The 26,258-nt window shown below is 65.0% G+C and carries 24 protein-coding genes; 5 read left to right on the top strand and 19 right to left on the bottom strand.

Annotation, left to right across the window (positions count from 1 at the left end; all coding sequences use genetic code 11):
- Positions 1–5: 5 nt before the first annotated feature.
- Both LRC39_RS07465 and LRC39_RS07460 read left to right on the top strand, forming a co-directional pair.
- Positions 6–1,235 carry a Coenzyme F420 hydrogenase/dehydrogenase, beta subunit C-terminal domain gene (locus LRC39_RS07465; RefSeq protein ID WP_346296826.1) on the top strand — a complete coding sequence of 410 codons (1,230 nt, stop codon included), beginning with the start codon at positions 6–8 and terminating at the stop codon, positions 1,233–1,235.
- A gap of 115 nt (positions 1,236–1,350) precedes the next feature.
- The gene (locus LRC39_RS07460; protein WP_346296825.1) at positions 1,351–1,800 is read left to right on the top strand and encodes a ferritin-like domain-containing protein; all 450 of its coding nucleotides are present in this window, start codon (positions 1,351–1,353) and stop codon (positions 1,798–1,800) included.
- A 255-nt stretch (positions 1,801–2,055) separates the two neighbouring features.
- On the opposite strand, the gene LRC39_RS07455 is transcribed toward LRC39_RS07460, so the two are convergent.
- The 9 genes from LRC39_RS07455 to pufB form a co-directional block, all read right to left on the bottom strand.
- A complete protein-coding gene (locus tag LRC39_RS07455; protein ID WP_107343518.1) occupies positions 2,056–2,511 on the bottom strand; it encodes a hypothetical protein in 456 nt (151 codons plus the stop codon).
- A gap of 127 nt (positions 2,512–2,638) precedes the next feature.
- Positions 2,639–5,806: a multidrug efflux RND transporter permease subunit gene (locus LRC39_RS07450; RefSeq protein ID WP_107354728.1), complete on the bottom strand. Its 3,168-nt coding sequence runs from the start codon at positions 5,804–5,806 to the stop codon at positions 2,639–2,641.
- 10 nt (positions 5,807–5,816) lie between these two features.
- A complete protein-coding gene (locus tag LRC39_RS07445) occupies positions 5,817–7,016 on the bottom strand; it encodes an efflux RND transporter periplasmic adaptor subunit (RefSeq protein ID WP_107354727.1) in 1,200 nt (399 codons plus the stop codon).
- A gap of 346 nt (positions 7,017–7,362) precedes the next feature.
- Complete coding sequence (locus LRC39_RS07440; RefSeq protein WP_346296824.1) at positions 7,363–8,904, bottom strand: flavin-containing monooxygenase; 1,542 nt, start codon at positions 8,902–8,904, stop codon at positions 7,363–7,365.
- 140 nt (positions 8,905–9,044) lie between these two features.
- Positions 9,045–9,338: a hypothetical protein gene (locus tag LRC39_RS07435; RefSeq protein ID WP_107343515.1), complete on the bottom strand. Its 294-nt coding sequence runs from the start codon at positions 9,336–9,338 to the stop codon at positions 9,045–9,047.
- Positions 9,339–9,353: 15 nt separating this feature from the next.
- Positions 9,354–10,004: a hypothetical protein gene (locus tag LRC39_RS07430; RefSeq protein ID WP_164573230.1), complete on the bottom strand. Its 651-nt coding sequence runs from the start codon at positions 10,002–10,004 to the stop codon at positions 9,354–9,356.
- A gap of 18 nt (positions 10,005–10,022) precedes the next feature.
- Positions 10,023–11,459: a PucC family protein gene (locus tag LRC39_RS07425; RefSeq protein WP_346296823.1), complete on the bottom strand. Its 1,437-nt coding sequence runs from the start codon at positions 11,457–11,459 to the stop codon at positions 10,023–10,025.
- Positions 11,460–11,645: 186 nt separating this feature from the next.
- Entirely contained in the window at positions 11,646–11,825 is a 180-nt protein-coding gene (locus LRC39_RS07420) for a light-harvesting protein (protein WP_011157053.1), read from the bottom strand.
- Between the two features lie 12 nt (positions 11,826–11,837).
- Positions 11,838–11,993: a light-harvesting antenna LH1, beta subunit gene (gene pufB, locus LRC39_RS07415; RefSeq protein WP_011157052.1), complete on the bottom strand. Its 156-nt coding sequence runs from the start codon at positions 11,991–11,993 to the stop codon at positions 11,838–11,840.
- A 345-nt stretch (positions 11,994–12,338) separates the two neighbouring features.
- On the opposite strand from pufB, the gene LRC39_RS07410 reads away from it, so the two are divergent.
- The 3 genes from LRC39_RS07410 (at position 12,339) to LRC39_RS07400 (ending at position 16,679) form a co-directional block, all read left to right on the top strand.
- Positions 12,339–14,651, top strand: a complete 2,313-nt coding sequence (locus LRC39_RS07410) for a GAF domain-containing protein (RefSeq protein WP_346296822.1) — start codon at positions 12,339–12,341, stop codon at positions 14,649–14,651.
- A 19-nt stretch (positions 14,652–14,670) separates the two neighbouring features.
- Positions 14,671–15,342, top strand: a complete 672-nt coding sequence (locus LRC39_RS07405) for a response regulator transcription factor (protein WP_107346490.1) — start codon at positions 14,671–14,673, stop codon at positions 15,340–15,342.
- A 134-nt stretch (positions 15,343–15,476) separates the two neighbouring features.
- On the top strand, positions 15,477–16,679 hold the full coding sequence (locus LRC39_RS07400; protein WP_346296821.1) for a CaiB/BaiF CoA transferase family protein: 1,203 nt from the start codon (positions 15,477–15,479) through the stop codon (positions 16,677–16,679).
- 3 nt (positions 16,680–16,682) lie between these two features.
- On the opposite strand, the gene LRC39_RS07395 is transcribed toward LRC39_RS07400, so the two are convergent.
- From LRC39_RS07395 to LRC39_RS07350, 10 genes are all read right to left on the bottom strand, one after another.
- Positions 16,683–16,931: a DUF2249 domain-containing protein gene (locus LRC39_RS07395; protein ID WP_107343510.1), complete on the bottom strand. Its 249-nt coding sequence runs from the start codon at positions 16,929–16,931 to the stop codon at positions 16,683–16,685.
- Between the two features lie 39 nt (positions 16,932–16,970).
- Positions 16,971–18,197, bottom strand: a complete 1,227-nt coding sequence (locus LRC39_RS07390; RefSeq protein WP_346296820.1) for an NnrS family protein — start codon at positions 18,195–18,197, stop codon at positions 16,971–16,973.
- Positions 18,198–18,370: 173 nt separating this feature from the next.
- On the bottom strand, positions 18,371–19,063 hold the full coding sequence (locus LRC39_RS07385) for an NnrU family protein (RefSeq protein WP_346296819.1): 693 nt from the start codon (positions 19,061–19,063) through the stop codon (positions 18,371–18,373).
- A 179-nt stretch (positions 19,064–19,242) separates the two neighbouring features.
- Positions 19,243–20,895, bottom strand: a complete 1,653-nt coding sequence (pgm, locus tag LRC39_RS07380; protein WP_346296818.1) for a phosphoglucomutase (alpha-D-glucose-1,6-bisphosphate-dependent) — start codon at positions 20,893–20,895, stop codon at positions 19,243–19,245.
- A gap of 347 nt (positions 20,896–21,242) precedes the next feature.
- Entirely contained in the window at positions 21,243–22,088 is an 846-nt protein-coding gene (locus LRC39_RS07375) for an alpha/beta fold hydrolase (RefSeq protein ID WP_107354719.1), read from the bottom strand.
- A 130-nt stretch (positions 22,089–22,218) separates the two neighbouring features.
- Positions 22,219–22,614, bottom strand: a complete 396-nt coding sequence (locus LRC39_RS07370) for a response regulator (protein ID WP_264075930.1) — start codon at positions 22,612–22,614, stop codon at positions 22,219–22,221.
- Between the two features lie 101 nt (positions 22,615–22,715).
- Positions 22,716–23,546 (bottom strand): phosphodiesterase, encoded by an 831-nt coding sequence (locus LRC39_RS07365; RefSeq protein WP_346297480.1) that lies wholly within the window; start codon positions 23,544–23,546, stop codon positions 22,716–22,718.
- 24 nt (positions 23,547–23,570) lie between these two features.
- Positions 23,571–24,632, bottom strand: coding sequence for an ABC transporter ATP-binding protein (locus tag LRC39_RS07360; RefSeq protein ID WP_346296817.1), 1,062 nt, complete (start codon positions 24,630–24,632; stop codon positions 23,571–23,573).
- Positions 24,629–25,414, bottom strand: coding sequence for an ABC transporter permease (locus LRC39_RS07355; RefSeq protein WP_346296816.1), 786 nt, complete (start codon positions 25,412–25,414; stop codon positions 24,629–24,631). Before LRC39_RS07355 ends, LRC39_RS07360 begins: the two co-directional genes overlap by 4 nt.
- 3 nt (positions 25,415–25,417) lie before the next feature.
- Positions 25,418–26,233 (bottom strand): ABC transporter permease, encoded by an 816-nt coding sequence (locus tag LRC39_RS07350; protein WP_346296815.1) that lies wholly within the window; start codon positions 26,231–26,233, stop codon positions 25,418–25,420.
- Between the last annotated feature and the right edge of the window lie 25 nt (positions 26,234–26,258).

The raw sequence follows: 26,258 nt of genomic DNA, 5'->3' as shown, positions 1-26,258 counted from the left end.
CGCCCATGCACGACCGCAACACCTCGTCTGCACTGTGGACGCCGCCGCTGAACCAGCCGGCGGAGCGCGAGCTGTGCACCGATTGCGGCGTGTCGCGGATGAGCGATCCAAAGCAGTGCGGCCAAGCCTGCCAGTTCATCAAGCCGGACTATCCGGCGATGGAACAGCGGGTGCACGGCCGCAACCGCGACAGCGCCTCCGGCGACGAGGCGTTCTTCGGCCCGTATCGCCGGATGCTGCAGGCAGCGATGAAGCAGCCGCGCGAGGGCGCGCAGTGGACCGGCATCACCACCACGATCGCGCAGCGGCTGCTCGAGACGGGCGCGGTCGACGCGGTGATCGCGATGGCGCCGGACCCGTCCGACAAATGGAAGCCGATGCCGGTGCTGGTGACCAAGCCGGAAGGCATGGCGCAGTGCCGCGGCATGCGAATGGGCTACGCACCTTCACTGGCGCTGATCGAACCGGCCATCGCCGCCGGCTATAAGCGGCTCGCGGTGATCGGCGTGCCCTGCCAGATCTACGCGCTGCGCCGGCTGCAGGATCAGCTCGGCCTTGAAAAGCTGTACGTGATCGGCACGCCTTGCTCGGACAACACCACCACCGAAGCGTTTCACGGCTTCCTCGACCTGCTGTCCGACAAGCCCGAGACCATCACCTATCTGGAATTCTGTGCCGACTATCACGTCGAGATGCGGTTCGACGACGGCAAGGTGAAGCGGGTGCCGTTTCTGCTGCTGCCGATCTCGAAGCTGCCGCCGGCCTTTTTCCCGATCACCTGCCGCACCTGCGTCGACTACACCAACACGCTCGCCGACATCACCGTCGGCTATATGGGCGGACGCGGCGAACAGTGGCTCCTGGTGCGCAACGAGCGCGGCGAGGAATTGCTGAAGCTGCTCGGCGACGACGTCAAACTGAGCGAGCCGACCACAGCCGGCAACCGCGTGGCGCCGGTGAAGGGCTTCCTCAAGAACACTGAGCTCGCCGCCGGCGGCCTGCCGGTGCGCGGCATGCCGAACTGGCTGCGGCCGTTCATGGGATGGCTGATGCCGAAGGTCGGACCGCGCGGGATAGAATTCGCGCGCGCCCGGGTCGAGATGAAGGCGGTCGAGACCGTGCTGCATCTGCGGCGGCACTACAAACACAAAATGAAGAACATGATACCGGCCCATGTCTGGGCGCTGGTCAAGCCCTACGGGCTCGAGCCGCAAGACGGCGAACGCCGCAACTAACAACTTTCCGTGCCGTGGTTCCTGTCCGGAACCGAGTTTCCTGATCCCGGTTATCGCGCGGCAGGTGCGTGGGCGTTTGGCGCTCGCCATCGCTGAACCGAGCATGGAGGCTGACGTGGACACCGATATCATCGACCATCTCAAGACGCTGCACACCAGCGCGATCGACGCCCGCAACGGCTACGAGGAAGCGCTGGAGGACGCCGAAGGCAAGGGCATGACGCCGCTGTTTCGCGACATGATCGCGCTGCATCACGGCAACGCCGAAGAACTGGCCGGCCTGCTGATCAACGCCGGCGAAACCGCCGACGATTCCGGCTCGTTCATGAGCGTGGTTCACCGCACCATCATGAGCGTGCGCTCGTTGTTCGACGGCCTCGACGGCAGCGTGCTGCCGGGCCTGATCGACGGCGAAAAGCGCAATTTGTCCAAATACGACGACGCGCTGAAGGTCACCGCCGGCATGCCGTCGATCGCATCGACCCTTTCCACCCAGCGCGCCAAGATCAGTGAAAAGATCGCCCTGATGGAGCAGCAGAAGGCAGCCTACGAGGCCGCGCACTAAGCAACGCCATCATCCATCAGGCACGACCTCGGGGGCCGCGGCCCCCGTTTTTGTGTCTGGAGGTTCCTCGCGGTCGCAGCTTGCAGAACCTCATGGTGGGAGGCGCGAAGCGCCGTCTCCAACCATGCGCCGCAGGCGATGTGGCTCCTCAAGGGCCAAATCCGCTTCAATCGAACGATGAAGCGCTCTGGCAAAACAAAGGCCCCGGTCTTTCGACCGAGGCCTTCTTGTTAACCCAGCTCACGCTGCCGGAAATTACTTGGTCACCGTGCCGGTCGAGCCCGGCGAGTTGCCGACGCCGGTGTCGGACGCGGTCGGGGCGACGCGGGTGTCGGTGCCCGGGTTGTGCGGCTGATAGCGCTTCGGATCGTTCTGCACGCCCTTCGGTTGAGCCATGCCGGTGGTGCCGGTGGCACCCGACTCGGACGCCGGGCCGCTGACCTGCGCGGTGTCGCGCTCACCGCCCTTGTAGGTGGCGCCGAACGCCAGCAGGCCCATCGCGATGAACGCGAACACCGCGATGCCGGCGAGTTCGGGCAGAGCGCCATCGGGCGCCGCGCCGCGGGCGGAGGTGCTGCCTTCCAGCGTATCGGCCGCGATCGCGCGGTTGGAGCGCGAGCGAATGAAGTTGATGAAAGCGAGGCCGACGATCACCACGCCTGCAGCGAGCGTGAAGAACATCAGCCAGCTAATCGGTTGGTCTCCGTTCATGAATTCCTCCAGTTGTCTGTCGACGAGACGAGTTGTTCACCTGTCGACCAACAACTGGAGATAATTCGATTGGTTCCGGCTTTCCGCCCGCGGGAATCGCGGAGCGGATAACGCTCGCAATTTCGATTTAAGCTTGATCGTGCGGCAGTTGCGCGTGCATCGGAACCTGATGCGTCAGGGTTTCCCCGACAGGATCGTCGGAGCGATCGCGGGCGAATAGCCGCTGCACCACGACGAAGAACACCGGAACAAATAGCAGCGCCAGCACCACGACCGCGATCATGCCGCCCATCACGCCGGTGCCGAGCGCCTGCTGGCTTTTGCCGCCGGCGCCGCTCGCGATCACCATCGGCAACACGCCCGAACAGAACGCCAGACCGGTCATCAGGATCGGCCGGAAGCGCAGATGGCACGCTTCCATGGTCGCCTCGCGCAGCGTCTTGCCTTCCTTGCGCAGGTCCTTGGCGAACTCGACGATCAGAATTGCGTCCTTGGCGGCGAGACCGATGATCGTGATCAGGCCGACGGTGAAGTACACGTCGTTCGGCAGCGAACGCGTCGTCGCCGCAACCACCGCACCGGCGATGCCGAGCGGCACCGTCAGCAGCACCGACAGCGGAATCGTCCAGCTTTCATAAAGCGCGGCCAGCACCAGGAACACCACCAGCGCCGACAGCGCCAGGATGATCGGCGCCTGCGAGCCCGACAGCTTTTCCTGCAGCGACTGGCCGGTCCAATCGTAGCCGAAGCCGCGCGGCAACTGATCGGCGAGGCGCTCCATCTCGGCGATCGCGTCACCCGAGGTGAAGCCCGGCCGCGCCTCGCCGCTGATGCGGATGGCCGGATAGTAGTTGAAGCCGACGATCTGGGTCGGGCCCTTGGCCCATTCCACCGTGGCGAAGGACGAGAACGGCACCAGCTGGCCGCGGCTGTTCTTGACCGTGTAGGACAGGATGTCGTCGGCGTTCATCCGCCCTTCCGCGTCGGCCTGCACGATCACGCGCTGCATGCGGCCGCGATTGGGGAAGTCGTTGATGTAGGCCGAACCGAGATTGGTCGAGATCGTGGTGTTGATGTCCTCGAAGGTGACGCCGAATGCGCCGGCCTTCTCGCGGTCGATCATCAAGTTGAGCACCGGCGCCGGCGGCAAGCCTTCGACATAGACCTTCTGCAGCACTGGGCTGGCGTTGGCGGCGGCAATCAGCTGCTCGCTGGCCTTGACCAGCGCCTCGTAGCCCTTCTGGCCGCGGTCCTGCAATCGGAAGCTGAAGCCCGACGAGTTGCCGAGGTTGTCGACCGGCGGCGGCTGCAGAGCCGAGATTCGGGCGTCGCGAATGCCACCGAGCTTGCGGTTGGCATCGTCGACGATCGCTGCGGCGGAGGAGTTCTCGTCGCGCTCGCCCCAATCCTTCAGCGTGACGAACGCCTGCGCGGCGTTCATGCCCTGACCGAGGAAGCTGAAGCCGGTGAGGAAGGTAACGTTCTGGACGCCGTCGCGCTTGAGCAGATAATCCTCGACCTGCTTCACGACGTCGTAGGTGCGGTTGTAGGAGGAATCCGACGGCGTCTGCACGTCAACGGTGACGAAGCCCTGGTCGTCGATCGGCAAGAAGCCGCCGGGCATCCGCGCCATGCCCCAACCGAGCACGGCGACCAGCACCGCGTAGATCACCATCAGCCGGCCGGTGCGGCCGAGATTCCAGCGCACAATGCTGGAATAACGCTCGCGGATATTGTCGAGCGTGCGGTTGAACCAGCCGAACACGCCGCGCTCGGCGTGGGCGTGGCCCTTGTTGACCGGCTTCAGCAGCGTGGCGCACAGCGCCGGCGTCAGCGATAGCGCCATCAGCGCCGAGAACGCGATCGCCGACACCATCGTGACCGAGAACTGCCGATAGATGATGCCGACCGAGCCGGGGAAGAACGCCATCGGCAGGAACACCGCGATCAGCACCAGGGTGATGCCGATGATCGCCGAGGTGATCTGCGACATCGCCTTGCGGGTCGCCTCCTTCGGCGGCAGGCCTTCCTCGGACATGATGCGCTCGACGTTCTCGACCACCACGATCGCGTCGTCGACCAGAATGCCGATCGCCAGCACCATGCCGAACATCGACAGCATGTTGATCGAATAGCCGAACAGCAGCAGCGACGCGCAGGTGCCGAGCAGCGCCACCGGCACCACGATGGTCGGGATGATGGTGTAGCGGATGTTCTGCAGGAACAGGAACATCACCACGAACACCAGCACCACCGCTTCGACCAGCGTGTGCAGCACCTTGGTGATCGAGGCCTCGACCACCGGGGTGATGTTGTAGGGGATCTCGTATTTGATGTTGGCCGGGAAGAAGCGCGACAGCTCCTTCATCTTGGCTTCGACCGCGCTGGCGGTGGCGAGCGCGTTGCCGGTCGGCGACATCAGCACCGACAGACCTGCGGTCGGCTTGCCGTTGAGGCGGGTGTTGAACTGGTAGCTGAAGCCGCCGATCTCGATCCGCGCCACGTCGCGCAATCGCACCGTCGAACCGTCGGAGTTGGCGCGCAGCACCACAGCACCGAATTCGTCGGCCGAGGACAGCTGGCCCTTGACCAGCACCAGGGCAGAGATCTTCTGGCCTTTCGGGGTCGGCTCGGCGCCGATGCTGCCGGAGGCGACCTGGGCATTCTGCGCCTCGATCGCCTTGGTGACGTCGTCGGCGGTGAGGTTATAGCCGATCAGCTTGGCCGGATCGATCCAGATGCGGAGCGCACGCTCGGTCGAATACAGCGTCGCACGGCCGACGCCGGGGATACGCCGGATCTCACCGAGCACGTTGCGGATCATGAAGTCGCCGAGGCCGACTTCGTCGAGCGATCCGTCGGTCGACGTCAGCGTGATGATCTGCAGCACCGCGCTGGAAGCTTCCTCGACCAGGATGCCCTGCTGCAGCACCGCGCGCGGCAGACGCGCCTCGATGCGCTTGATGCGGTTCTGCACGTTCACCGACGCCATTTCGGTGTCGGTGCCCGGCTCGAAGTTGGCGATGATTTCGACCTGGCCGAGCGAGTCGGAGGTCGATTCGAAGTTCAGAATGCCGTTGGCGCCGTTCAGCTCTTCTTCGATCAGCCGGGTGACGCTGTTGTACAAGTTCTCCGGCGAGGCGCCGGGATATTGCGTCGACACCGAGATCGAAGGCGGCGCGATGATCGGATATTGCGCGACCGGAAGAAACGGAATCGAGATCGCGCCGATCAAGCAGATGAACAGCGCGATCACCCAGGCGAAGATCGGCCTGTCGATGAAAAATGCGGGCATCGGGCGGCGCCTATCGCACCGCGTTCGCCGAACCCGTGGTGGTCGGCGCGGCAGCCGCCGACCGGCGATCACTGACGCTCACCGGCACCACGGTGTCACCCGCAGCGAATTTCTGGAAGCCTTCGACCACCACCCGCTCGCCCGGCTTCAAGCCGTCGAGCACCAGATAATGGCCGTCCTGCTGGGCGCCGACCCGCACCGCCTGTACGGCGACGCGGTTGTCGTCCTTGACGACGAACACTTCGCTGCCGCCGCCGCTGTTGCGCTGGACCGCCTGCTCCGGCACCGCGAGGGCGTCGGCGTCGATGCCCTGCTCGATCCGCACCCGGACATACATGCCCGGCAGCAGCTCGCGCTTCGGATTGTCGAACTCGGCGCGCAGCGTCACCTGGCCGGTGTAGGCGTCGACCTTGGCGTCCGAGAACAGCAGTTTGCCGTGCACCGGATAGTGCGTGCCGTCGTCGAGCACGAGGTGAGCGCGCACCGCATCGGCGGCGATCTGATCGAGCTCGCCGGAGTCGAACGCGCGGCGCAGCCGCGCCATCTCGGAGACCGGCTGGGTGAAGTCGGCATAGACGTGGTCGAGCTGCTGAATGGTCGCGAGGCTGGTGGCGTCGTTTTGCACCACGAGAGCGCCTTCGCTGACCAGCGCCGCACCGATCCGGCCGCTGATCGGCGCGCGGATGGTGGCGTATTCCAGATTGAGCTTGGCGCGCGCGACTTCCGCCTCGCGTACTGCGACTTCAGCCGCTGCTTGGCGCAGATTGGTAGTCGCAACTTCGTTGGCGGCACGCGACGCCGCCTGCTCGCTCGCCAGCATCGAGACGCGCTTGGCGTGCATGTCGGCCTGATCGCGGGCGGCGGTGGCCTTGGCGAGCGCAGCTTCGGCAGCCTGCAGCTCGACTTCGAATGGGCGCGGATCGATCTGATACAACGGATCGCCGGCGTTGACCTCGCTGCCCTGCTGGAACGTCCGGCGCAGAATGATGCCGGAGACGCGCGGCCGCACGTCGGCAACACGAATCGGCGCAATCCGCCCCGGCAGTTCGCGCACAATCGAGCGCGGCTGCGGCTTCACGGTGACGATGCTGACTTCGGGCTTCTCCGCCGCAGAAGCGTTCGCGGCGGACGGTTCCTTGCACCCGGCAAGCGCCGGCGCCAAGACGGCGAGCGCAACGGCCGTCCAACCCAGCTTGGTCCATCCCCGCATCAAAATAACCTCTTCAATCCGTCTCGTGTCATCCGCGAGGCACCGACGCCTCGTCATGCGCAGCCGACCGCCGGCTTGCGATCGCAGCAACGCGATCGTGGACACGCTTGATGAATGGAAATTAATCGCGGAATTGTGCGGCACAACATCGTGCGGCGGCGGCGCAATGTCACACGGTACGGAACCGCATGAACTCGCTGCGCTTTCGCCGCCTCACGGCTGTGTGAATCGGAAAACTACGAAGTGATAAGAGGCGCCGCGTTCCACCGAACTGAGTTAATCGAAAGTTAAAGACGGAGACCTGCCGGCCCGCTTACACGGAGCCGGCAGGCGACCCTGCGGCAGATCAGCTGCCGTAAACGAACGCCGGATCGTCGAGATCGATCGCGGGGAACTGATCTTTCTCGGTCCAATAGTCTTGGCTGTGCTGCCACTCTGGCTTGTCGCCGCGCTTGGGCAGTAAGTGCATCCCGCGCATCAGGTAACCGGGATTGAAGTTCTCCGGGTCGATCCATGGCAATAGCGCCATGTCGCGGTCTTCCGGGCGCAGCGCCGGCACCACGCTGCGATGGCCGTTCTGCTTCATGTGGCTGAGCAGACGGCAGACAAAGTCGGCGACCAGATCGGCGCGCAGAGTCCAGCTGGCGCGGAAATAGCCGAACACCCAGGCCATATTCGGTACGCCAGTGAACATCATGCCGCGATAGGTCACGGTCTCGGCGAAGTCGAGCGGCTTGCCGTCGATCGAGAATGCGATGTCGCCGAGCACGTTGAGATTGAAGCCGGTCGCGGTGACGACGATGTCGGCCTCAAGCGTCTCGCCGGACTTCAGCCGGATACCTTGCTCGGTGAAGCGGTCGATCTCGTCGGTGACCACCGAAGCCTTGCCGGATGCAATCGCCTTGAACAGATCGCCATCGGGAACGAAGGCGATGCGCTGCCGCCACGGTCGATAGGTCGGCGTGAAGTGCGGATCGAGATTGGCATCCGGGCCGAGATGGGCGCGAACGCCGGCGAGCAATTCCTGCTTCACCACCTCGGGCTCGCTCATCGAGCGGCGGGTGAAGGTCGCCTGATCGAACAGGATCTTGCGGCGGACGATCTCGTGAATCCAATCTTCGGAGATTCCGAGCTCGCGCAGCGTGTCGGCGATCTCGATCTTGTTGCGGCCGGGAATGAAATAGGTCGGCGAGCGCTGCAGGACGGTCACGTGCTCAGCCTTGGGGGCGATCGACGGCACCAGCGTCGCAGCCGTTGCGCCCGACCCGATCACGATCACCCGCTTGCCGGCAACGTCGAGATCGTCCGGCCAGGTCTGCGGGTGGACGATCCGCCCCTTGAACTCGGCCATGCCCGGCCATTCCGGGGTATAGCCTTCACTGTGGCGGTAGTAGCCCTGGCACATCCAGAGGAAGTTGGCGGTGAAGCGCACGGTCTCGCCGCCCTCGCCGCGCAGCGCCTCGATCGTCCAGCTCGCATCCTCGTTCGACCAGTTCGCCGAAACGATGCGGTGGCGGTAGCGGATGTGGCGGTCGAGATCGTGCTCGGCGATCACCTCGCCGAGATAGTCGCGGATTTCAGCAGCCGTCGCGATCGGCTTTCCGGTCCATGGCTTGAAGCGATAGCCGAAGGTGTAGAGGTCGCTGTCGGAGCGAATGCCGGGATAGCGGTGGGTTCGCCAGGTACCGCCGAAGCCGTCCTGGGCTTCGAGCACGGCGAAGCGGGTACCGGGACACTGCGTCGTCAGGTGGTAGGCGGCGCCAATGCCGGAAATTCCGGCGCCGACGATCAGCACGTCGACATGTTCGCAATCGGGATGGAGAGCGGGGCCGCTGAACGGCGCGGACGCCGCGGCGCTGCTGGACGCAGCGGAAGCAGAGTGGGTCATGTTTCCTCGACTTTTTTTGTGTCGTTGGAAACAGATTGACCGCTGGGCGCGCGTTTGCCCAGCATTTTCTTGCGACCCAAAAGCACGGCGCCGCGGACATTGCTGCCCGCGGCGTCATGGGACCTGTAGGGCCGGCTGGCTCAGATGTTGAGCAGCAGCGGATAGCCGGAGAACGACTTGTACTCGCCTTCCTGCTTCAGGATCAGCGGCGCGCCGGAGAAGCCCCGGTATTCGCCTTCCTGCTTCAGGATCAGCGGGGTGCCGGAGAAGCTCTGATACTCGCCCTTCTGCTCGAGGATCAGCGGAGTACCGGAATAACCCTTGTACTCGCCTTCCTGCTTCAGGATCAGCGGCTCACCGGAATAGCTCTTGTATTCGCCTTCCTGCTTGAGGATCAGCGGATGTCCAGAGTGTCCTTTGTATTCTTCGCTCATGGTCGATTCCTTTACTTAGAGTAGCACTGGCAGGCCCAGCCAGGAGGAGAAGGGTGTGGAGTTGTTGATCAACAGCGGCTCGCCCGAGTACGACTTGTACGGACCGCTGGTGTCCAGCAACAGAGGAGTCCCTGAGAAGGACTTGTATGGGCCGCTGCTGTCGAGCAACAACGGTGTTCCGGAGAACGACTGATACGGGCCATCGCTGCTGATAACCAGCGGCGTACCAGAGAAGGTCTTGTCGCTGTCGACCAGCAGCAAGTCACCGGAATAGGATTTGTACGGGCCGGAGGTCTCGAGCAGCACCGGCGCGTGGATCAAATTCGAGAACGGCGCGGCATCGCTCTGTTCGGCGGCACGCGACGAGGACGACGACTTCAGGCTGATCGGGTTCGGCCCGTAGCCGTCGAGAATCTTGGTCAGTTTCGCGCCGTAGCCGAACTCGGCCTGCGCCGCGACGACGACGCCACCCTTCTTGAGATAGTCGGCATAGGTCGCGGCTTCCGCGCGCGACACGCCGGCCTTGAGAAGCGCGGCAGCAGTTTCTTCGGTGGACGAACGGCCGGCCGTGACCACCGCGTATTTGAAGGAATTGCTCTTCAAATCGCTCTCGAGTGCCGACAGGCGGCTGCTCGAGTCATACAAGCGGGTGATGATGTGGGTCATAGCTACTCCGTCTCACTCTCAGGACCCGCGCAACTGGCCCTGCATCAGAATCGGCTCCCGCCGCCGTGTCAGAGGGAACATCGTCACCAGCGTGGCAATGAGCAACACTAGTTCGAGGTAATAGACAAAGTGATAACCCGCTGCGGCGCCGCCCCAACCGTGCGGCGCATAAGCGGTTACCACGTCGCGAAGAATACCACCGAGCGCGATAGCAATACCGGCGGCCGAAGCCTGCACAGCGCCCCAGGCGCCCAGTGCAAGACCGACTTGATCCTTCGGCGCAGCATTCATCGTCGCGGTCAGCGTGCCGTGGCCGAACAGACCGGCACCGAAGCCGATCATCAGCGTACCGAAGCCGAACACCAGCGCAGAGGCCGTGCTCGACGACAGATCGGCCGAGAAGATCACCGCAAGGAATGCCGGAATACCGACCAGCGCGCCGAAGCTCGCCATCCGGAACGGATCAGCACCGCGGCTCAACACGCGCGAGGCGTAGCCGAAGCCGAACAGACCACCAACCGCCAGCGCTGCGGTGAGCTTGGTGGTGTCGCCGACGCTCAGATGCAGGATCTGGCCGCCATAAGGTTCGAGCAGCACGTCTTCCATGCTGAACGCCATGGTACCGAAGCCGACGGCGATCAGCCGGCGCATCGCGTTCGGACCTTGAATGAAAGCGTCCCACGACTCGCGGAAGCCACCGCTCGGCGCCTCAGGATGCGCGGTCACCAGATTGGGGTTGTCGCGGCGGCGCGCTTCCATCTTCCAGGACGCGATGCCGTTGAGCACGATGGTGACGACGGCGGATCCCTGGATCACCTGAATGAGGCGCCCGGGCGAAAATTCGGCGAGCAGCACACCGAAGACGATCGCGCTCGCGATCATGCCGAACATCAGCATGGTGTACATCAGGCCGACCACCTTCGGCCGCGACTCAGGCGGCGACAGGTCGGTCGCAAGTGCGAGGCCGACGGTCTGGGTGGTGTGCACGCCGGCACCGATCAGCAGAAATGCCGCGGCGGCTGCAACCTGTCCAACCCAGACGGGGGCCTGCGCCGAGTCGCCGCCGCCGGACAGAACCAGCAGCGCGAACGGCAGAATGGCAAGGCCGCCGAACTGCACCATCGTGCCCTTGTACAGGAACGGCACGCGGCGCCAGCCCAGCGCAGATTTATGAACGTCGGATTTGAAGCCGATCAGCGCCCGAAACGGCGCAAAGATCAAAGGCAGCGAAACCATCACGCCGACGATCGAGGCCGGCACGTTGAGTTCGACGATCATCACCCGGTTCAGGGTGCCGACCAGCAGCACCAGCGACATGCCGACTGCGACCTGAAATAGCGACAGGCGCAGCAACCGGGATAGAGGCAGATCCGGCGTGGCCGCATCCGCGAAAGGCAGAAAGCGCGGCCCAAGCGAGGACCAGACTTTCATCATCTTTTGGCTGACTGTGTTCATCGTGCAGCGATTCCAGCTTGCGTGAGCCCGGCGGTCAGATCCGCCGGTGTCCGATCGAACAGCACCACTTTGCGACCAAAGATGAACTGCGGCAGATCAAATGTCCGCACCCCGCTCCGGCTACAAAGCAAGCGACCGGGACCCTTGGATCCCGGTCCAGCCACAACAGCTTCGAAAGAAGCTGAATTAGCCGATGGAGACCGAGCTCTCGATCGCCGCGGCCTTGCCGTTCCAGTACTTCGAGAACCAGGTGGTGTTGCTGAGAACAGCAAAGTGCACCAGGATCGCGATCACGGTCACGCTGCCGAGCAGGAGCGGAAGACCAACGGTCGGCTTCACAACAGTCCAAATACGACCTTGATTCATCTTACGTACTCCTTAGTGCAGCCAGGGCGAATAAACATACGCCAGGAAGTGAGCGACGATGGCGATCGCGCCGAAAATGCGCGTGCCGTCGATCACATGCTTGTGGAGCTCTTCCGATTCCGCGATCGTCAGACCGGTCGGCCAGACCTTGTTGGGATCGTCTGCCATAGTAAATCCTCCTGAGAGACTTACGATCAGTGTCGTGCTGAACCTGCACGTAGGTTGATTGCTGCTACGCCGAACATTTGTTCGCTTGGTCTCAGCATTCCCTGTTCGCTCCTGCACCCGCCCTCTGGACAACGACGAGTCGCCTCGCGTTGGAGCGGACCGGTGTGGATGCTTCCAGCCCTCGGATGACGAGGACTCACGCCCTGATCACATCCGAGTGATTGTAAGACTATCCTGACACACATCTTTGTCAATTTAACATGACACTGACGACTGTCCGTGTCATACCGGACATCCTCAAACCGGTCCGACGAGTCCCGGACACGGAAAATTGAGTAGATTGTGATGTACTCTGGCCTTGACAATTCTGCCGGGTTCAGGGTCTCGGACTTCGACCCGATCACCCTCGCCGGTGGGACGCGTACAGAGGTCCTGCCCGGTGCGATTCAGCCCCACGCCGCACTGCTGGCGCTGGCTCCGGCGGATTTGACCATCATCCACGCCGCCGGCGCGACCGCATCGCTGCTCGGCGCGGCCGCGGATCTGTTGCCGGGCACCGCTGCTTCGAGCGTGTTCTCGTCCGACCAGATCGCCCGGCTGCAGACGCTTGCCGCTGCAGAGCGAGCGATCGAGCGGCCGCAGCACGTCTTTACGCTGAGCGCGCCGGACGCAACGCCGATCGACGTCATCGTCCACCACGCCTCGGGGCTGCTGGTCGTTGAGCTCGATCCGCGGCGCGAACCCGCGCCGGAGAATTCGCTCGCGTTGGTGCAGTCGATGATCCGGCGGGTCCGGCCGGCGCCGAACCTGCAAGCCTTCTTCGACTCGATGGCCGCTGAGCTGCGCAACGTGACCGGCTTCGACCGGGTGATGGTGTACCGCTTCGCGCCGGCAGGCAGCGCCGACGTGATCGCCGAAGCGCGCGATCCCGATGCCAGCCCGTTCCTCGGCCTGCGCGATCCGCAGCCGGACATTCCACATCGGCCGGGGCCTACCAGCCGGATTCGGGTGCAGCCCGACGTTCACGCGCCCGCTGCACCGCTGGTGCCGGCGCACAGTCCGCGCAGCGGCACCCCACTTGATCTCTCGTTCAGCGCGATCCGCAGTTGCTCCCCCGAGCACCGGCTGTATCTGGCCCAGCTCGGCGTCGCCGCGTCGCTCTCGCTGTCGCTGGTGGTCGAAGGCGAAGTGTGGGGCCTGATCGTCTGTCATCACGGTACCCCACGGTTTCTGCCCTACCGGATGCGAGAAGCCTGTGCGCTGTTCGCCGAAATGGCGTCGCTGCAGCTCGAGGCGCGGCTCGCCGCCGACCAGCTCGCCGCGCGGCTGCGCAGCACGCGCATCCACGAAGAGCTTGTCACGCGGATGAGTCAGGAGTCGGATCTCGCCGAAGGGCTGATCCGGTTCTATCCGAACCTGCTCGACTTCATTCCGGCTGCCGGCGTCGGCCTGTGGATCGACGGCCAGTTCACCGGGATCGGCGCGACACCGGGTCCTGCGCAGGTCGCCGCGATGATGGGATGGCTGCACGGCGTTGCGCACGACGGCGTCTATCACACCGACTGCCTGGCGCTGGCCTATCCGCCCGCCAAGGCGTTCGCCGGCTGCGCCAGCGGGCTTTTGGCGCTGTCGCTGTCCAATACGCCGCACAATTACGTGCTGTGGTTCCGCCCCGAAGTAGTTCGCGTCGTCACCTGGGCCGGCATGCCCAACAAGCCTGTCGGCGTCGGTGCCGACGGCAGCCGAACTCCCAAAGGCTGCGCGTCGAGTTGGCAAGAGTCGGTGCGGCTGCACGGCGAGCCGTGGCTCGACGCCGAAATCGATGCGGCGCACCGCCTCCGCGAGTCGCTGCTCGACGTCGTGCTGCGCCGGATCGACGGCATCGCCCGCGAGCGGCGCTCGGCGCAGTTGCTTCAGGAACAGCTGATGCGCCAGGTCGAGCTCGGCCTGAGCCGCTCCAAGGACGTCGCCCAGACGCTGCAGGAAGAGAAGCGGCGGCGGGTGCTGGTCGAGGCGGACCTCTCCAAGGTGCTGCGCAGGACAGTCGAAGATCAGGAAGCCGAACGGCTGCGGATCGCTCGCGAACTGCACGACACGCTGGGGCAGTCGCTGACGCTGTTACAGCTCGGCTTCGACAAACTCGGCCAGGCCGCCGGCGACAATCCCGAATTGCAGCAGCGCATCGCCGAGATGAAGAGCCTGACCGCCGATGTCGGCCGCCAGGCCAATCGCCTCGCCTGGGAAATCCGCCCCACCGCGCTCGACGACCTCGGCATCCAGACCGCGATCCAGAACCTGCTCGACTCCTGGAGCGAGAAGTCGAGCATCGAGTTCGACCTGCACATGACCCTCGGCTCGCGCCGGCTGCCGTCGCCGGTCGAGACCACGCTGTACCGCGTGCTGCAGGAAGCGCTCACCAACGTCGTGCGCCATGCCTCTGCCCGCCACGTCAGCGTCATCCTGCAGCTCGGCGACGACCAGGTGACGATGATCGTTGAGGACGACGGCTGCGGCTTCGTCACCGCCGGCCACAAGCAGCCGTCCGGACGGCTGGGCCTGCTCGGCATCCGTGAGCGGCTGACGTTGGTCGGCGGCTCGCTCGAAATCGAATCCGCGCCCGGCAAGGGCACTGCGCTGTACGCGCGCATTCCGCTGTGACCAGATGAAAGCAACCGCGATGGACCAGCAATCCCCTTCCCGACTGCGCGTGTTTATCGCCGACGATCACCCGGTGGTGCTCAGCGGCATGAAGGCGCTGGTGGCAGGCGATCCCGGACTCGAAGTGGTCGGCGAGGCCAGTGATGGCCCGAACGCGCTCCGCCGCGCCACGGAATTGAAGCCGGACGTCGCCGTGCTCGATCTGTCGATGCCCGGCCTCAACGGCATCGAGGTGGCGCGCAAGTTCCTCGCCGCGTGTCCGGACTGCCGCGTGCTGGTGCTGACCGTGCATGAAGACGGCGCCTACTTGCGCCAGCTGCTCGACCTCGGCGTCGCCGGCTACGTGCTGAAGCGCTCCGCCACCGACGAACTGATCCGCGGCATCCATGCGGTCGGCAGCGGCGGCATCTATCTCGATCCGGCGATTGCCGGCCGTGCGATCGGACGCACGACGCCGCATCTGCACAATGGCGACGAGCACAACGCGGTGTCGGAACTGTCGACCCGCGAGATCGAGGTGCTGCGGCTCGCCGCGATCGGCCACAGCAACAAGACCATCGCCGCCAAGCTGCAGATCGGCGCCAAGAGTGTCGAAACCTACAAGGCGCGCGGCATGGCCAAGCTCGGCTTCCACAACCGCGTCGAGGTGGTGCGGTTCGCGCTCAGCATGGGCTGGCTGTCGGACCCATAGCGTCCGTCCCATTTCGCCCCGTTGATCCTGTTCGATCGACCCGCTAGCCTTGCTGTTCATTGAGCAAGCAACTTCCCGCGGGCGCTGGCACTGTACGCGTCGCGCCTAGAACGGGAAGGATCAGGGGAGACCAAATGACCGTCGAAACGCGGACGCAGAAACCGCTGGCCACCTCCGCCAACGCCAAGGCCCTCGAGGGGCTCCGCGTGCTCGATTTCTCCACCACCATCGCCGGCCCGCACTGCACCCGGATGCTGTCCGACATGGGCGCCGAGGTGATCAAGATCGAAGCCACGGACGGCGACACCATGCGCAACCGGCCGCCGGTGCGCGAATCCTGCAGCACCGCGTTCGGCCAGCTCAACGTCGGTAAGAAGAGCATCGTGCTCGATCTGAAATCGCCCGACGGTCTCGAAGCGGTGCAGCGGCTGGTCGCCGGCGCCGACATCCTGGTCGAGAACTTCCGCCCCGGCGTGATGCAGCGGCTGCAGATGGACTACGCGTCGCTGCGCGGCTTCAATCCCGAGCTGATCTACTGCTCGATCTCCGGCTACGGCCAGACCGGGCCTTCCGCGGAACTGCCCGCCTACGCGCCGGCGATCCATGCCGCATCCGGCTTCGACCTCGCGCATCTCGCCTATCAGCCCGGCCGCGACCGCCCGGATTATTGCGGCATCTATCTCGCCGACGTCGTCAGCGGGATCTACGCCTATGGGGCGATTACCTCGGCGCTGTATCAGCGCGTCCGCACCGGCGAGGGCCAGCACATCGACGTGTCGATGCTGGAGGCGATGCTGACGCTGACGCTGAACGAGATGCAGTGGTCGCAGTTTCCGGTGACGCTGCCGGCGCGGCCGCAATTCGGCCCGGTCGAAACCTCCGACGGCTATGTGATGATCGCCGTCGCCAGCGAGAAGTCGTTCCGCAGCTTCATGCTGGCGGCCGAGCGCCCCGACCTGATCACAGATCCACGGTTCGAGAAGTACGCCGACCGCCGCCTCAACTGGGGCGAGTTGATGGACACGGTCGAGACGAGCTGGTCGAGCAAGCTGACGTCGAAGCAATGCCTTGCCGCGCTCGACAAGTTCGGCGTGCCCTGCTCGGCCTATCGCACCGTTGCCGAGGCGATGGCCGATCCGCAAACTGAACACCGCAAGGCGCTCGCCGAAGTTTACGACGATGCCGGCAGCTTCAAGGTGCTCAACCTGCCATTCAGGATGTCGTCTGCCAATCCGTCGCCGAACCCGCGGGTGGCGCGGCTCGGCGAGCACACCAAGGCGGTGCTGCAGCAGGCCGGCTATTCGGACGAGGACATCGCCCGGTTCGGCGCACGTTGAGTGCTACGCGGCGCGGCGGAGTTGCACGCGCCACACCTCCGGTCCCTGCTCCAGATAGGTCCACTGGCAATCGTCGCCGTGGACTGACGCGAAGAACTGGCGGAGCGGCCGCGGATCGTGGTCGACCACGATCTGCATCGCCTGTCCGGGGGCCAGATGATCGAACAACCGTGGGATGATCTCGTGGCGCTGATAAGGCGGGATCTCGCGGACATCGAGCACGCGTTCGGTCGTGGTGGCGGCTTCGGTCATGGCTTTATCCTGGTTGGAGTGAGTGAGGGGTCGGGCGGATCAGTGCGGCTTGCCGCGGGCGAGCAGCGTCGGGCCATAGCTCAGCGCGAAGCCGAGGAAGGCGGTGGCCCAGCCGAGCGCGGCCAGATGCAGCAGCGGATCGCTCCAGGCCGGTAGTAGCGCCGCCGCGATCCGCGCGGTGACGGCGAACAGGGCAGCCAGATAGATCCCCTGCGTCGGCAGCGAGGCGGTGAGCTGCTGGCCGGTGTGACCAAGCGATGCGCGGGTCATCACCGCCAGCGTCATCACGCCGGCGCCGCCGACCATCCAGGCGTGGATGCCTGCGCTGACCGGGATCAGCCCGAACGCCGCCGCCGAGGTCAGCAGGAAGCCAAGCGGGATGAACAAATAGCCGACGTGCAGCACCAGCAGCAGCTTCTCCTTGACGGTGCGGTCGCCGGCCCAGCGCGCCAGCCGGACCAGATGCAGCACGCCGGCGATCAGCAAGGCCGAACCGCTGATCGGGCTGAACGGCATCGCGACCCACAGCATCAGCGTCAGGCCGCTGAACGCGACGATCACCATGTCGAGCTTGTTGAACGGCTGCGGCAGCCGGCCGGGATTTGCGCGCACCAGCCAGTTGCGGGTGAAGCTCGGCGTGATACGGCCGCCGATCAACGAGATCAGCATGATCACCACCGCGATGCCGATCCGGATGCTGTAGTCGGCAGTGCCGCCGAAATGCGCTTCGAGATGGAATGCGACGTTGCCGACTAGCAGCAGCGTCAGCAGCGCGACGACGTTGAGGTTACGCCAGTTCCGCCCGGCGATGATCTCGCGCAGCGCCGCAAGCGCCACCAGCAGCAGGAAGCAGGCATCGATCAGCAGCGCGGCGAGCCAGCCGGTGTCGGCAGAGAACGTCACCGCCAGCCGTCCGGCGAGCCACACCACCGCCAGCGTCGCCAGCGGCGCCCCCTGCAGCGGCAGGCGTCCGGTCCAATTCGGGATCGCGGTGAGCAGGAATCCGGTGATCACCGCCGGCAGATAACCGTACAGCATCTCGTGGACGTGCCAATCGCGCGGCGCGAACGCGGTCTGCAGCGTCAGCTCGCCGTGATACACCGGCAGCCACAGCAGCACCGCGACCGCAGCGAAGATCGCGCCGAGCAGGAAGAACGGGCGGAAGCCGGCCGACAGGATAGTCAAGCGGCTCTGCAACGGATAGCGCGGCACCGGCTTGCGCTTGGCGGGGCCGGCTGCGGAAGATTCGATCGTCGTGCTGCTCATCGCGGTCCACCGGAACTGACACCGGCGGTACATCTGCCGGTTCATCCTGTGTAGGAGCGCGGCGTCCAGCGCTGGTTGTGCCAGCACAAACTCGCGAACGATTTGCAGGGAACAGCATCGTCCGCATGGCGCGGAGATGTAGCCGACGAAGCAATGACCGCTGAGACTGGCGGTTAGGGCAGCGGCGAGACGCCGATCACCAACGGATGCAGCAGGAGCAGCAACAGCCACGCCGCGATCCCGATGCCGAACCGCAGCGGGCTGATCCGCCAGCGCTGCGGCTTGAAGCGGCCGCTGATCAGCGCCGCGAACGGCCAGAACGAGGTGCGCGCCGCAAGTTCCGCCCAACGCTCGGCACCGAGCTGGCGGCGCTTGCGACGGTCGATGATCATCATGCCGACCAGCGCGATCATCGCGAAGAAGCCGAACAGCAGCACATGCGCGAGGTCACCATTCGGCACGACATGCGCGCCGGCCCACAGGCCGATCGCCCACAACAGCGGATGCCGGACGATGCCGACGACGCCCGGGTGTTGCGGATCGAACGGTTTGCGCGGATCGCCGCCGAACGACAGCGGATTGGCGGCGCCAATGCCAAACGCCGCAAACTGGCAGGCGAGCGGCAGCGCCAGGTTCGGCACCCACATCTGCCAGGTCTCGAACGGCCACACCTCGACGAACGGCGCCCGCTCGGTGGCGACGATCAGCCAGGTCAGCACGACCAACGACTCGATGCTGTAGGCGATCAGGAAGCCGCGCTCGCCGAGCGCACCGACCAGCCTCGTCCGCACCGCCGGCCGCGCCGGAATCGCGTGGCTGAGCAGGAACACGGCGAAGGCGGCGACGAATTCAGTCCAGCCGGACATAAGGAACCTTCCAACCCGATCCCGAGGCAGAAGAGTCGGTCATTGCGAGCGAAGCGAAGCAATCCAGAGGCGTCAGTCGCGAACTCCTGGATTGCTTCGTCGCTTCGCTCCTCGCAATGACGAAGCTCTGCGTTCGACTAGGTCATCGCCCGGCTTGCCGGTTCCAACGTTGTCGCGCGTCAACCTGCGGCGAACATTGCGCTGAGGGCGGCCTGGGCTTCGTGCTGGATCTTGCTGAGGTGATCGGCGCTGACAAAGCTCTCGGCGTAGATCTTGTAGACGTCTTCAGTGCCAGACGGACGCGCCGCGAACCAGCCGTTGGCGGTGGTAACCTTGACGCCGCCGATCGATTGGCCGTTGCCGGGCGCCTTGGTCAGTGTCGCCGTGACCGGCTCGCCGGCCAGCTGGGTGATGCCGAGCTTCTCGGCGGTCAGGGTCTTGAACAGCGCCTTCTGGGCCGGCGACGCCGCCGCATCGATCCGCGCATAGAACGGCGCGCCGAGTTCTGCGGTGAGGCGCTGGTACAATTCGCCCGGGTCGGCCTTGCTCACCGCTGTGATCTCCGCCGCAAGCAGGCCAAGGATGATGCCGTCCTTATCGGTGGTCCAGACGCTGCCGTCGCGGCGCAGGAACGAAGCGCCGGCGCTCTCCTCGCCGGCGAAGCCGAAGCTGCCGCCGATCAGCCCGTCGACGAACCATTTGAAGCCGACCGGAGTCTCGACCACCTTGCGGCCGATCTTGGCGGCGACGCGATCAATCATCGCGCTCGACACCGCGGTCTTGCCGATCGCGGCGTCGCGGCCCCAATGCGGCCGGTGCGCGAATAGATACGCGATCGCGACCGACAGGTAGTGGTTCGGATTCATCAACCCGCTGGAGCGGGTGACGATGCCGTGGCGGTCGGCGTCGGTGTCGTTGGCGAACGCGACGTCGAAGTCGTTGCGCATCCCGATCAGGCGCGCCATCGCGTAAGGCGACGAGCAGTCCATCCGCACCTTGCCGTCCCAATCCGCGGTCATGAAGCGGAAGGTCGGATCGACCGCGTCACTGACCACCTTGGCGTCGAGCTTGTAGCGCTCGATGATCGGCTGCCAGTAATGCACCGCCGCGCCGCCGAGCGGATCGATGCCGAGCTTCACTCCGCTCGACCGGATCGCCTCCATGTCGACCACATTGGCGAGGTCTTCGACATAAGGCGTGATGTAGTCGCGGCGATGCACGCAAGCCGCCTTGCGGGCACGATCGTAGGAGATCCGCTTGACGCCCTTCAGCCCGTTCTCGAGCATCGCATTGGCGGCCTTCTCGACCGCCGAGGTGATGTCGGTGTCGGCCGGACCGCCGTTCGGCGGATTGTACTTGAAGCCGCCGTCCTCGGGCGGATTGTGCGACGGCGTGACCACGACGCCGTCGGCGAGGCCGTCGGTGCGACCGCGATTGTGGGTGAGGATCGCGTGCGAGATCACCGGGGTCGGCGTGTAACCACCGCGGTCGTCGATTACGACGTCGATCTCGTTGGCGGCGAATACTTCGAGCGCGCTGACCAGCGCCGGCTCGGCCAGCGCATGGGTGTCGATGCCGATATACAGCGGACCGGTAATGCCAGCGGCGCGGCGATGATCACACACCGCCTGGCTCACCGCCACGATGTGGTTCTCATTGAAGGCATTGTTGAGCGACGAACCGCGATGCCCGGAGGTGCCGAACGCCACCCGCTCGGTCGCCACCGCGGGGTCCGGCTTGCCGGCGAAATACGCCGTCACCAGCCGCGGGACGTTGACCAGACTGTTGGGATCGACGGTCTTGCCCGCCAGCGGGCTCACCTTCGCAGCCATCTTGCACTCCATGACTTCAGATCAGGTCCGATCCCTCGCCCGCCGCGGGTCGGCCGTCAAGACGGCATCCGGATGAGTTGTTCGAACCAAGGCGCCAGCGCGGAACAGTTCGCGAGTGACACGGTTATCGCCCAGGTTGGATCACTGGAGGATGAGACATGACTTTCGGAAAAGGCGCTTTGATGTGGCTGATCGGGATCCCGCTGCCGATCATCATTCTGCTGGCGCTGTTCTGGCGCTAATTCGCGCGCAGTAACAGTATTCTGGAAGGGTCTCGGCCGCGTCGGCGGCGCGAGGCCCTTTTCATTTGTTGGCCCGGCGCTGATCCGACACGCCAGCTCAATGCGCTACGGCCCCATCGCCCGCGGATCGTTGTACATCCGCTTGATGTCCTTCTGCACGTCGAGCGGCTGCAACTTGCTGCTGCCCTCGTCGGACAGGAATTTATCGAGCGTCGACTGAATCCGCGCCTTGACGCTGTCCGGGCCGCGGTCGCTCATCTCGGTGTGCTGGGCGCCGGTGTCGATGATTTCGATGCCGGCCTCCTTGGCGGTCTTGGCATCGGGCAACACGCCGGGGTCGGTCTTGAACTGCGGATCCTTGGACCGGAACGACAGGATCTTGGCGAAGCCGGAGGTCACGAACGGCACCCGCAAATTGTCCAGCGTCACCACGCGCCGCACCATTTCGGGGTGCTGCTGGGCGAAGAACATCGAGATGTCGCCGCCATTGGAATGGCCGACCAAGGTGAGATGATCGTAGTCGGCGTTGGGCTCGAGCCTCTTCAGCTCCTTGAGGGCGAAGAAGATGTTCTGCTCGCCGCGCTCGTACACCGCCAGGCGCCCGACATAGAGCGAGCCGGCCACCGTCATCAGCGGCTTGTCGTCGGGGAGATCGTGCTGGATGCTGGCGACTAGATAGCCGCGCGCGGCGAGCACGTTGGCCAGGAACGAATATTCGGTGTTCTTGACGGTGTTGCCGTGGCTGACCACCGCGACCGGCAGCGTGACCATTCCGGCCTCAGCCTTCATTTCGGCGTCTCGCCGCACTGCAAGATCAATCGCGACAGGACGGCCGCGCGCTTCATCGAAGAAGGTCAGCGTCTCGTGCCTGATCGCCCAGTGGCTGAATGAAAAGTACGCCGCGGCGGCGACCACGCTCAGCAGGCAGAAGATGATCAGTGGCCGTTTCATGATATCCTAGTCCGTCCTCCCTTATTCTTTAGCTGGGACGGGAGGATAGCTCGAAAAGACCTATTTCTAGAACGATACGATTAAATTTTGGAAAGCGCACGGGCAAGTGCCATCGTGGCCCGATCCCGGTTCAGGCCAACATTTCTCGCAGCAATCCGGTAATCTGCTCGGGAGTGTACGGCTTTGGTACAAACCGGCCGCCATCCGGCAGATCGTCCGCAGTCACATGCACCCGTCCCGAGGTGGCGACGATCTTGATCGGCGGCCATCGGCCGCGCACGGCGCGCGCCAGCTTCAAGCCATCCATCGAGCCCGGAATCTGGATGTCGGTGAACACCACGCGGATATCGTCGCGCTTCTCGAGAATCGCGATGGCATCGTCGGCCGATCCGGCCTCCAGCACCTGGAATCCAGCCGTCTCGATCATATCGACGGCGTTCATGCGCAGGAGCGGTTCGTCTTCGACCACCAGCACAACAGGTCTCCTGCTCACCTCAGTCATCCCTCTACCGTCCCGACCGATCATCAAGGGCTAAGCCTCTTGATCGTTCCGGGCCTGAGAGGTTTCCCTCGGTAAAATTGTTCCTAATTCCCGCAGCGTCGTTAATGCCGCAGGTTCCTACGCCTTCACAGCAGCTTGCCATCCGCGCCGAAGAACGGATGCGGGCCGTCGAACGCTCCGATCGGGACCTGATGCGTGACGAGTTCGCCGCGCTCGGCGAACCAGGCGTGCAGATGAAACGCCGGCGGTTCGACGCAAAACGAGGGCGCGAGCTGTTCGCCGAGATCCAGCGCCACCGCATGATTGGGGGCCGGACAGATCGTCGCGACAGTCCCGGCAAAGCCGATCACCGTTGGGCGGTGCACGTGGCCCGCAGCGACCAGCCGCACCCACGGATAGCGCTCGACGAGGGTCGCGAACTCCGCGGCGTTGCGAAGGTTCTGGCGATCCATGTGCCAGATGCCGGTGGCGAATGGCGGATGATGCAGGAACAGCAAGGCCGGCCGGTGATCCGACGACGACAGCACCGCCTCGAGCCACTGCAACGTCCCGGCATCGAGCTCGCCATGCGGCTGGCCGTGAACATTGGAGTCGAGCAGCACGATATCGATCCCGTCGACGGGATAGAGCTGATTGAGCGGTCCCTCGGCCGGGAACGTTGGCTGCGCGAACGCGGTGCGCATCAGGTCGCGGGAATCGTGATTGCCCGGTACGGCAACGAACGGAATCTGCAGCGGCGCCAATAGCCGTTCGAGATGCGCGTATTCCTCAGCGCTCGGGGTGTCGACCAGATCGCCGGAGATCACCACCAGGTCGGGCCGCGGCGTCAGCGCGTTCAGCGCTGCGACGCAGCGGGTCAGCGCCGCCGCGGTGTCGACCTTGCCGTAGGCGAGTTCGCCGGGCGCCTTGATATGCAGGTCTGAAATCTGGGCGATCAGAATCGGCTTCGGCGGCATGGTCGGATCTCTCATTCTGGTTCGTCACAGGTGCTCGGGCAGCAGCCGGATGGCTTCGGGATCGGCCACGAGGCCGATGCGATCGCCGCCCCGGATCGGCAGCGCGTTCGGCGCGTCGATCGCCAGCGGCCGCGTGGCAGCGCCGGACACCACGACGCGCTGGCGGTCACCGACGAAACTGACGCTGTCGACGACGCCCTGCAGCGTCGCGGCCTCAGGTGCCGCAATCCGGATCGTCTCCGGGCGGATCATCGCGACCGCGCGGCTGTGGCTATTGCTGCCCGCGATGCGCCAGTGTCCGCCCGGCAATCGCAGCGCACCATCGGCGATCTCGGCCTCGATGATGTTGGCGGCGCCGACGAACTCGGCAACAAACCGAGTGGCCGGGCGGAAATAGATCTCGCGCGGCGTGCCCACCTGTGCGATCGCGCCCTTGCTCATCACCACGATGCGGTCACCGAGCGCCATCGCCTCCGCCTGATCGTGGGTGACGTAGATCGTGGTGATGCCGAGCGAGCGCAGCAACCGGTCGAGCTCGCCGCGCAGCCGCTCACGGAGGGCCGCATCGAGTGCGGTAAGCGGTTCGTCGAGCAGCAGCACCGCGGGACGGATCGCCACGGCGCGGGCGAGAGCGACGCGCTGACGCTGGCCGCCAGAGAGCTGATCGATCCGCCGATGGTCAAGCCCGGCGATGTTGGTCAGCGCCACCAGTTCGGCGATCCGCGCGGCGCGCTCCGCTTTGGCGACGCCGCGGATCTTGAGCCCGTAGCCGATGTTGTCGGCCACTGTCATGTTGGGAAACAGCGCGTAGGACTGAAACACCATGCCGACATTACGCTTCTCGATCGGCACCGAGGTCACATCTACGCCGTCAAACAAGACTCGCCCGCCGGCATCCGGGCTCTCCAGCCCGGCGATGATCCGCAGCATCGTGGTCTTGCCGCAGCCGGACGGACCGAGCAGCACCAGCGTTTCGCCGCGCGCGATGCTGAGGCTTGCCGGCTCCAGCGCGCGGGTGCCGTCCGCAAAGGTCTTGCCGCAGGCCGCGACCTCGACCGCCACACCGTGTCCGTCATCCGCCGTCATCGTTTCGGCTCCCGCTCCGCGAGCAATTGCATCGCCACCAGCAAGGGGACGATCATGATGAAGAAGATCAGCGTGTAGGCCGAGGCGACTTCGAGCCGCATCGACGCGTAGCTGTCGGCGAGGCCGACCGGCAATGTCTTGGTCAGCGGCGTGTGCAGCATCCAGGTGAGATTGAACTCGCCGAGCGACAGCGTCACCACCATCAGGGCGCCGGCCAGAATGCCCGGCATCGCATTCGGCACGATGACATCGACGAACCGCCGCGCCGGCGATGCGCCGAGCGAGGCCGCGCCCTCGTCGAGGGTTCGGATGTCGATGGTGGCGAACACCGCCATCACCGATCGCACCATAAACGGCATGGTAAACACCACATGGCCGACCAGAATAAACAGCCAGGACCGGCGGAACTCCCCGAAGCCGCCATAGGTCAGCAGCAGCGCCAGCGCGATTGCCAGGCCCGGGATCGCCAGCGGCAGCGTGATTACCTCTTCGATCAGCCGCGACCAGGCTCCACCGCGGATATGCAGCGCGTAGGCGGCCGGCACCCCGACGACCAGCGTCACGGCCAGCGTCGCCAGTGCGATCACGAAGGACAACACGATGCTGTCGGCATACAGCGTCCATACCTGCACCACCCATTGCAGAGTGACGCCGGATGAAATGCCGCGGAAGTAGTTCGCCGTGACACCCGCTGCGATCGATAGCAGCGCGGGAACCACCAGGAACGCGGCGACCAGCAGCGTGAACAGCAATTGTCCGGCAAAGATCAGGCGGTCGCGCATCGCCTAGCCCGTCGCCGCCACGGTGCCGCCGGTCAACGACCGCGCCAACGCCAGCATCACCCAGGAAATCAGGCCGAGGCCGACCGACAACGACGCCGCGGTGGCGAAGTTCGCCGCCAGCGTGAACTCGGTGTAGATCAGCATCGGCAGCACATCGATATTGGTAGCGAGCGTGAAGGCGGTGCCGAACGCGCCCATCGCGGTCGCAAATGCGATCGCGCCGGAAGCAACGAACGCCGGCACCAGCGCCGGGAGCACCACGTCACGCTGCACAGCCCACGGGCTGGCACCGAGCGAGCGCGCGGCCTCTTCGAGCCCCGGATCGAGCTTCTGCACCGCCGCCATGATGGTGAGGATCACCCGCGGGATCGAGAAATACAAATAGCCGAGGAACAGCCCCCAGATGGAATAGGCGAACACCACCTTGGTGCCAGTGGCGAGCCGGGTCAGATCGCCGATCACGCCCTGCCGTCCGGCGAGCAGGATGATCAGAAAGCCGATCACCACGCCGGGGAATGCCAGCGGGAACGTCAGCATCGCGATCAGCACCGCGCGGCCGGCAAACCGGTGCCGCTGCAGGAACAGCCCGGCGATGGTGGCGATGATCAGCGTCGCGACCGTGGTGGCGGCGGCGAGCAGCACGGTGTTGATCAGCGTCGCGCGGTAGCGCGGCTCCAGCAGGATCGCAAGATAACCGGCCGGCCCTTGCGGCCCCTCGGCGCCGACCACCACCAGCCGCGCCATCGGCAGCACGAAGAACGCCGCGGTCAGCACGACCAGCGGCGCCAGACAGATCAACAGGAAACGTTGGTGCTTCATGATTTGGGGCTGTCCCGGCCGTCAC

The organism is Rhodopseudomonas sp. P1 (genome assembly GCF_039642825.1).
GTDB lineage: Bacteria > Pseudomonadota > Alphaproteobacteria > Rhizobiales > Xanthobacteraceae > Rhodopseudomonas > Rhodopseudomonas palustris_H.
This window is presented reverse-complemented; position numbering and strand designations above follow the sequence as displayed.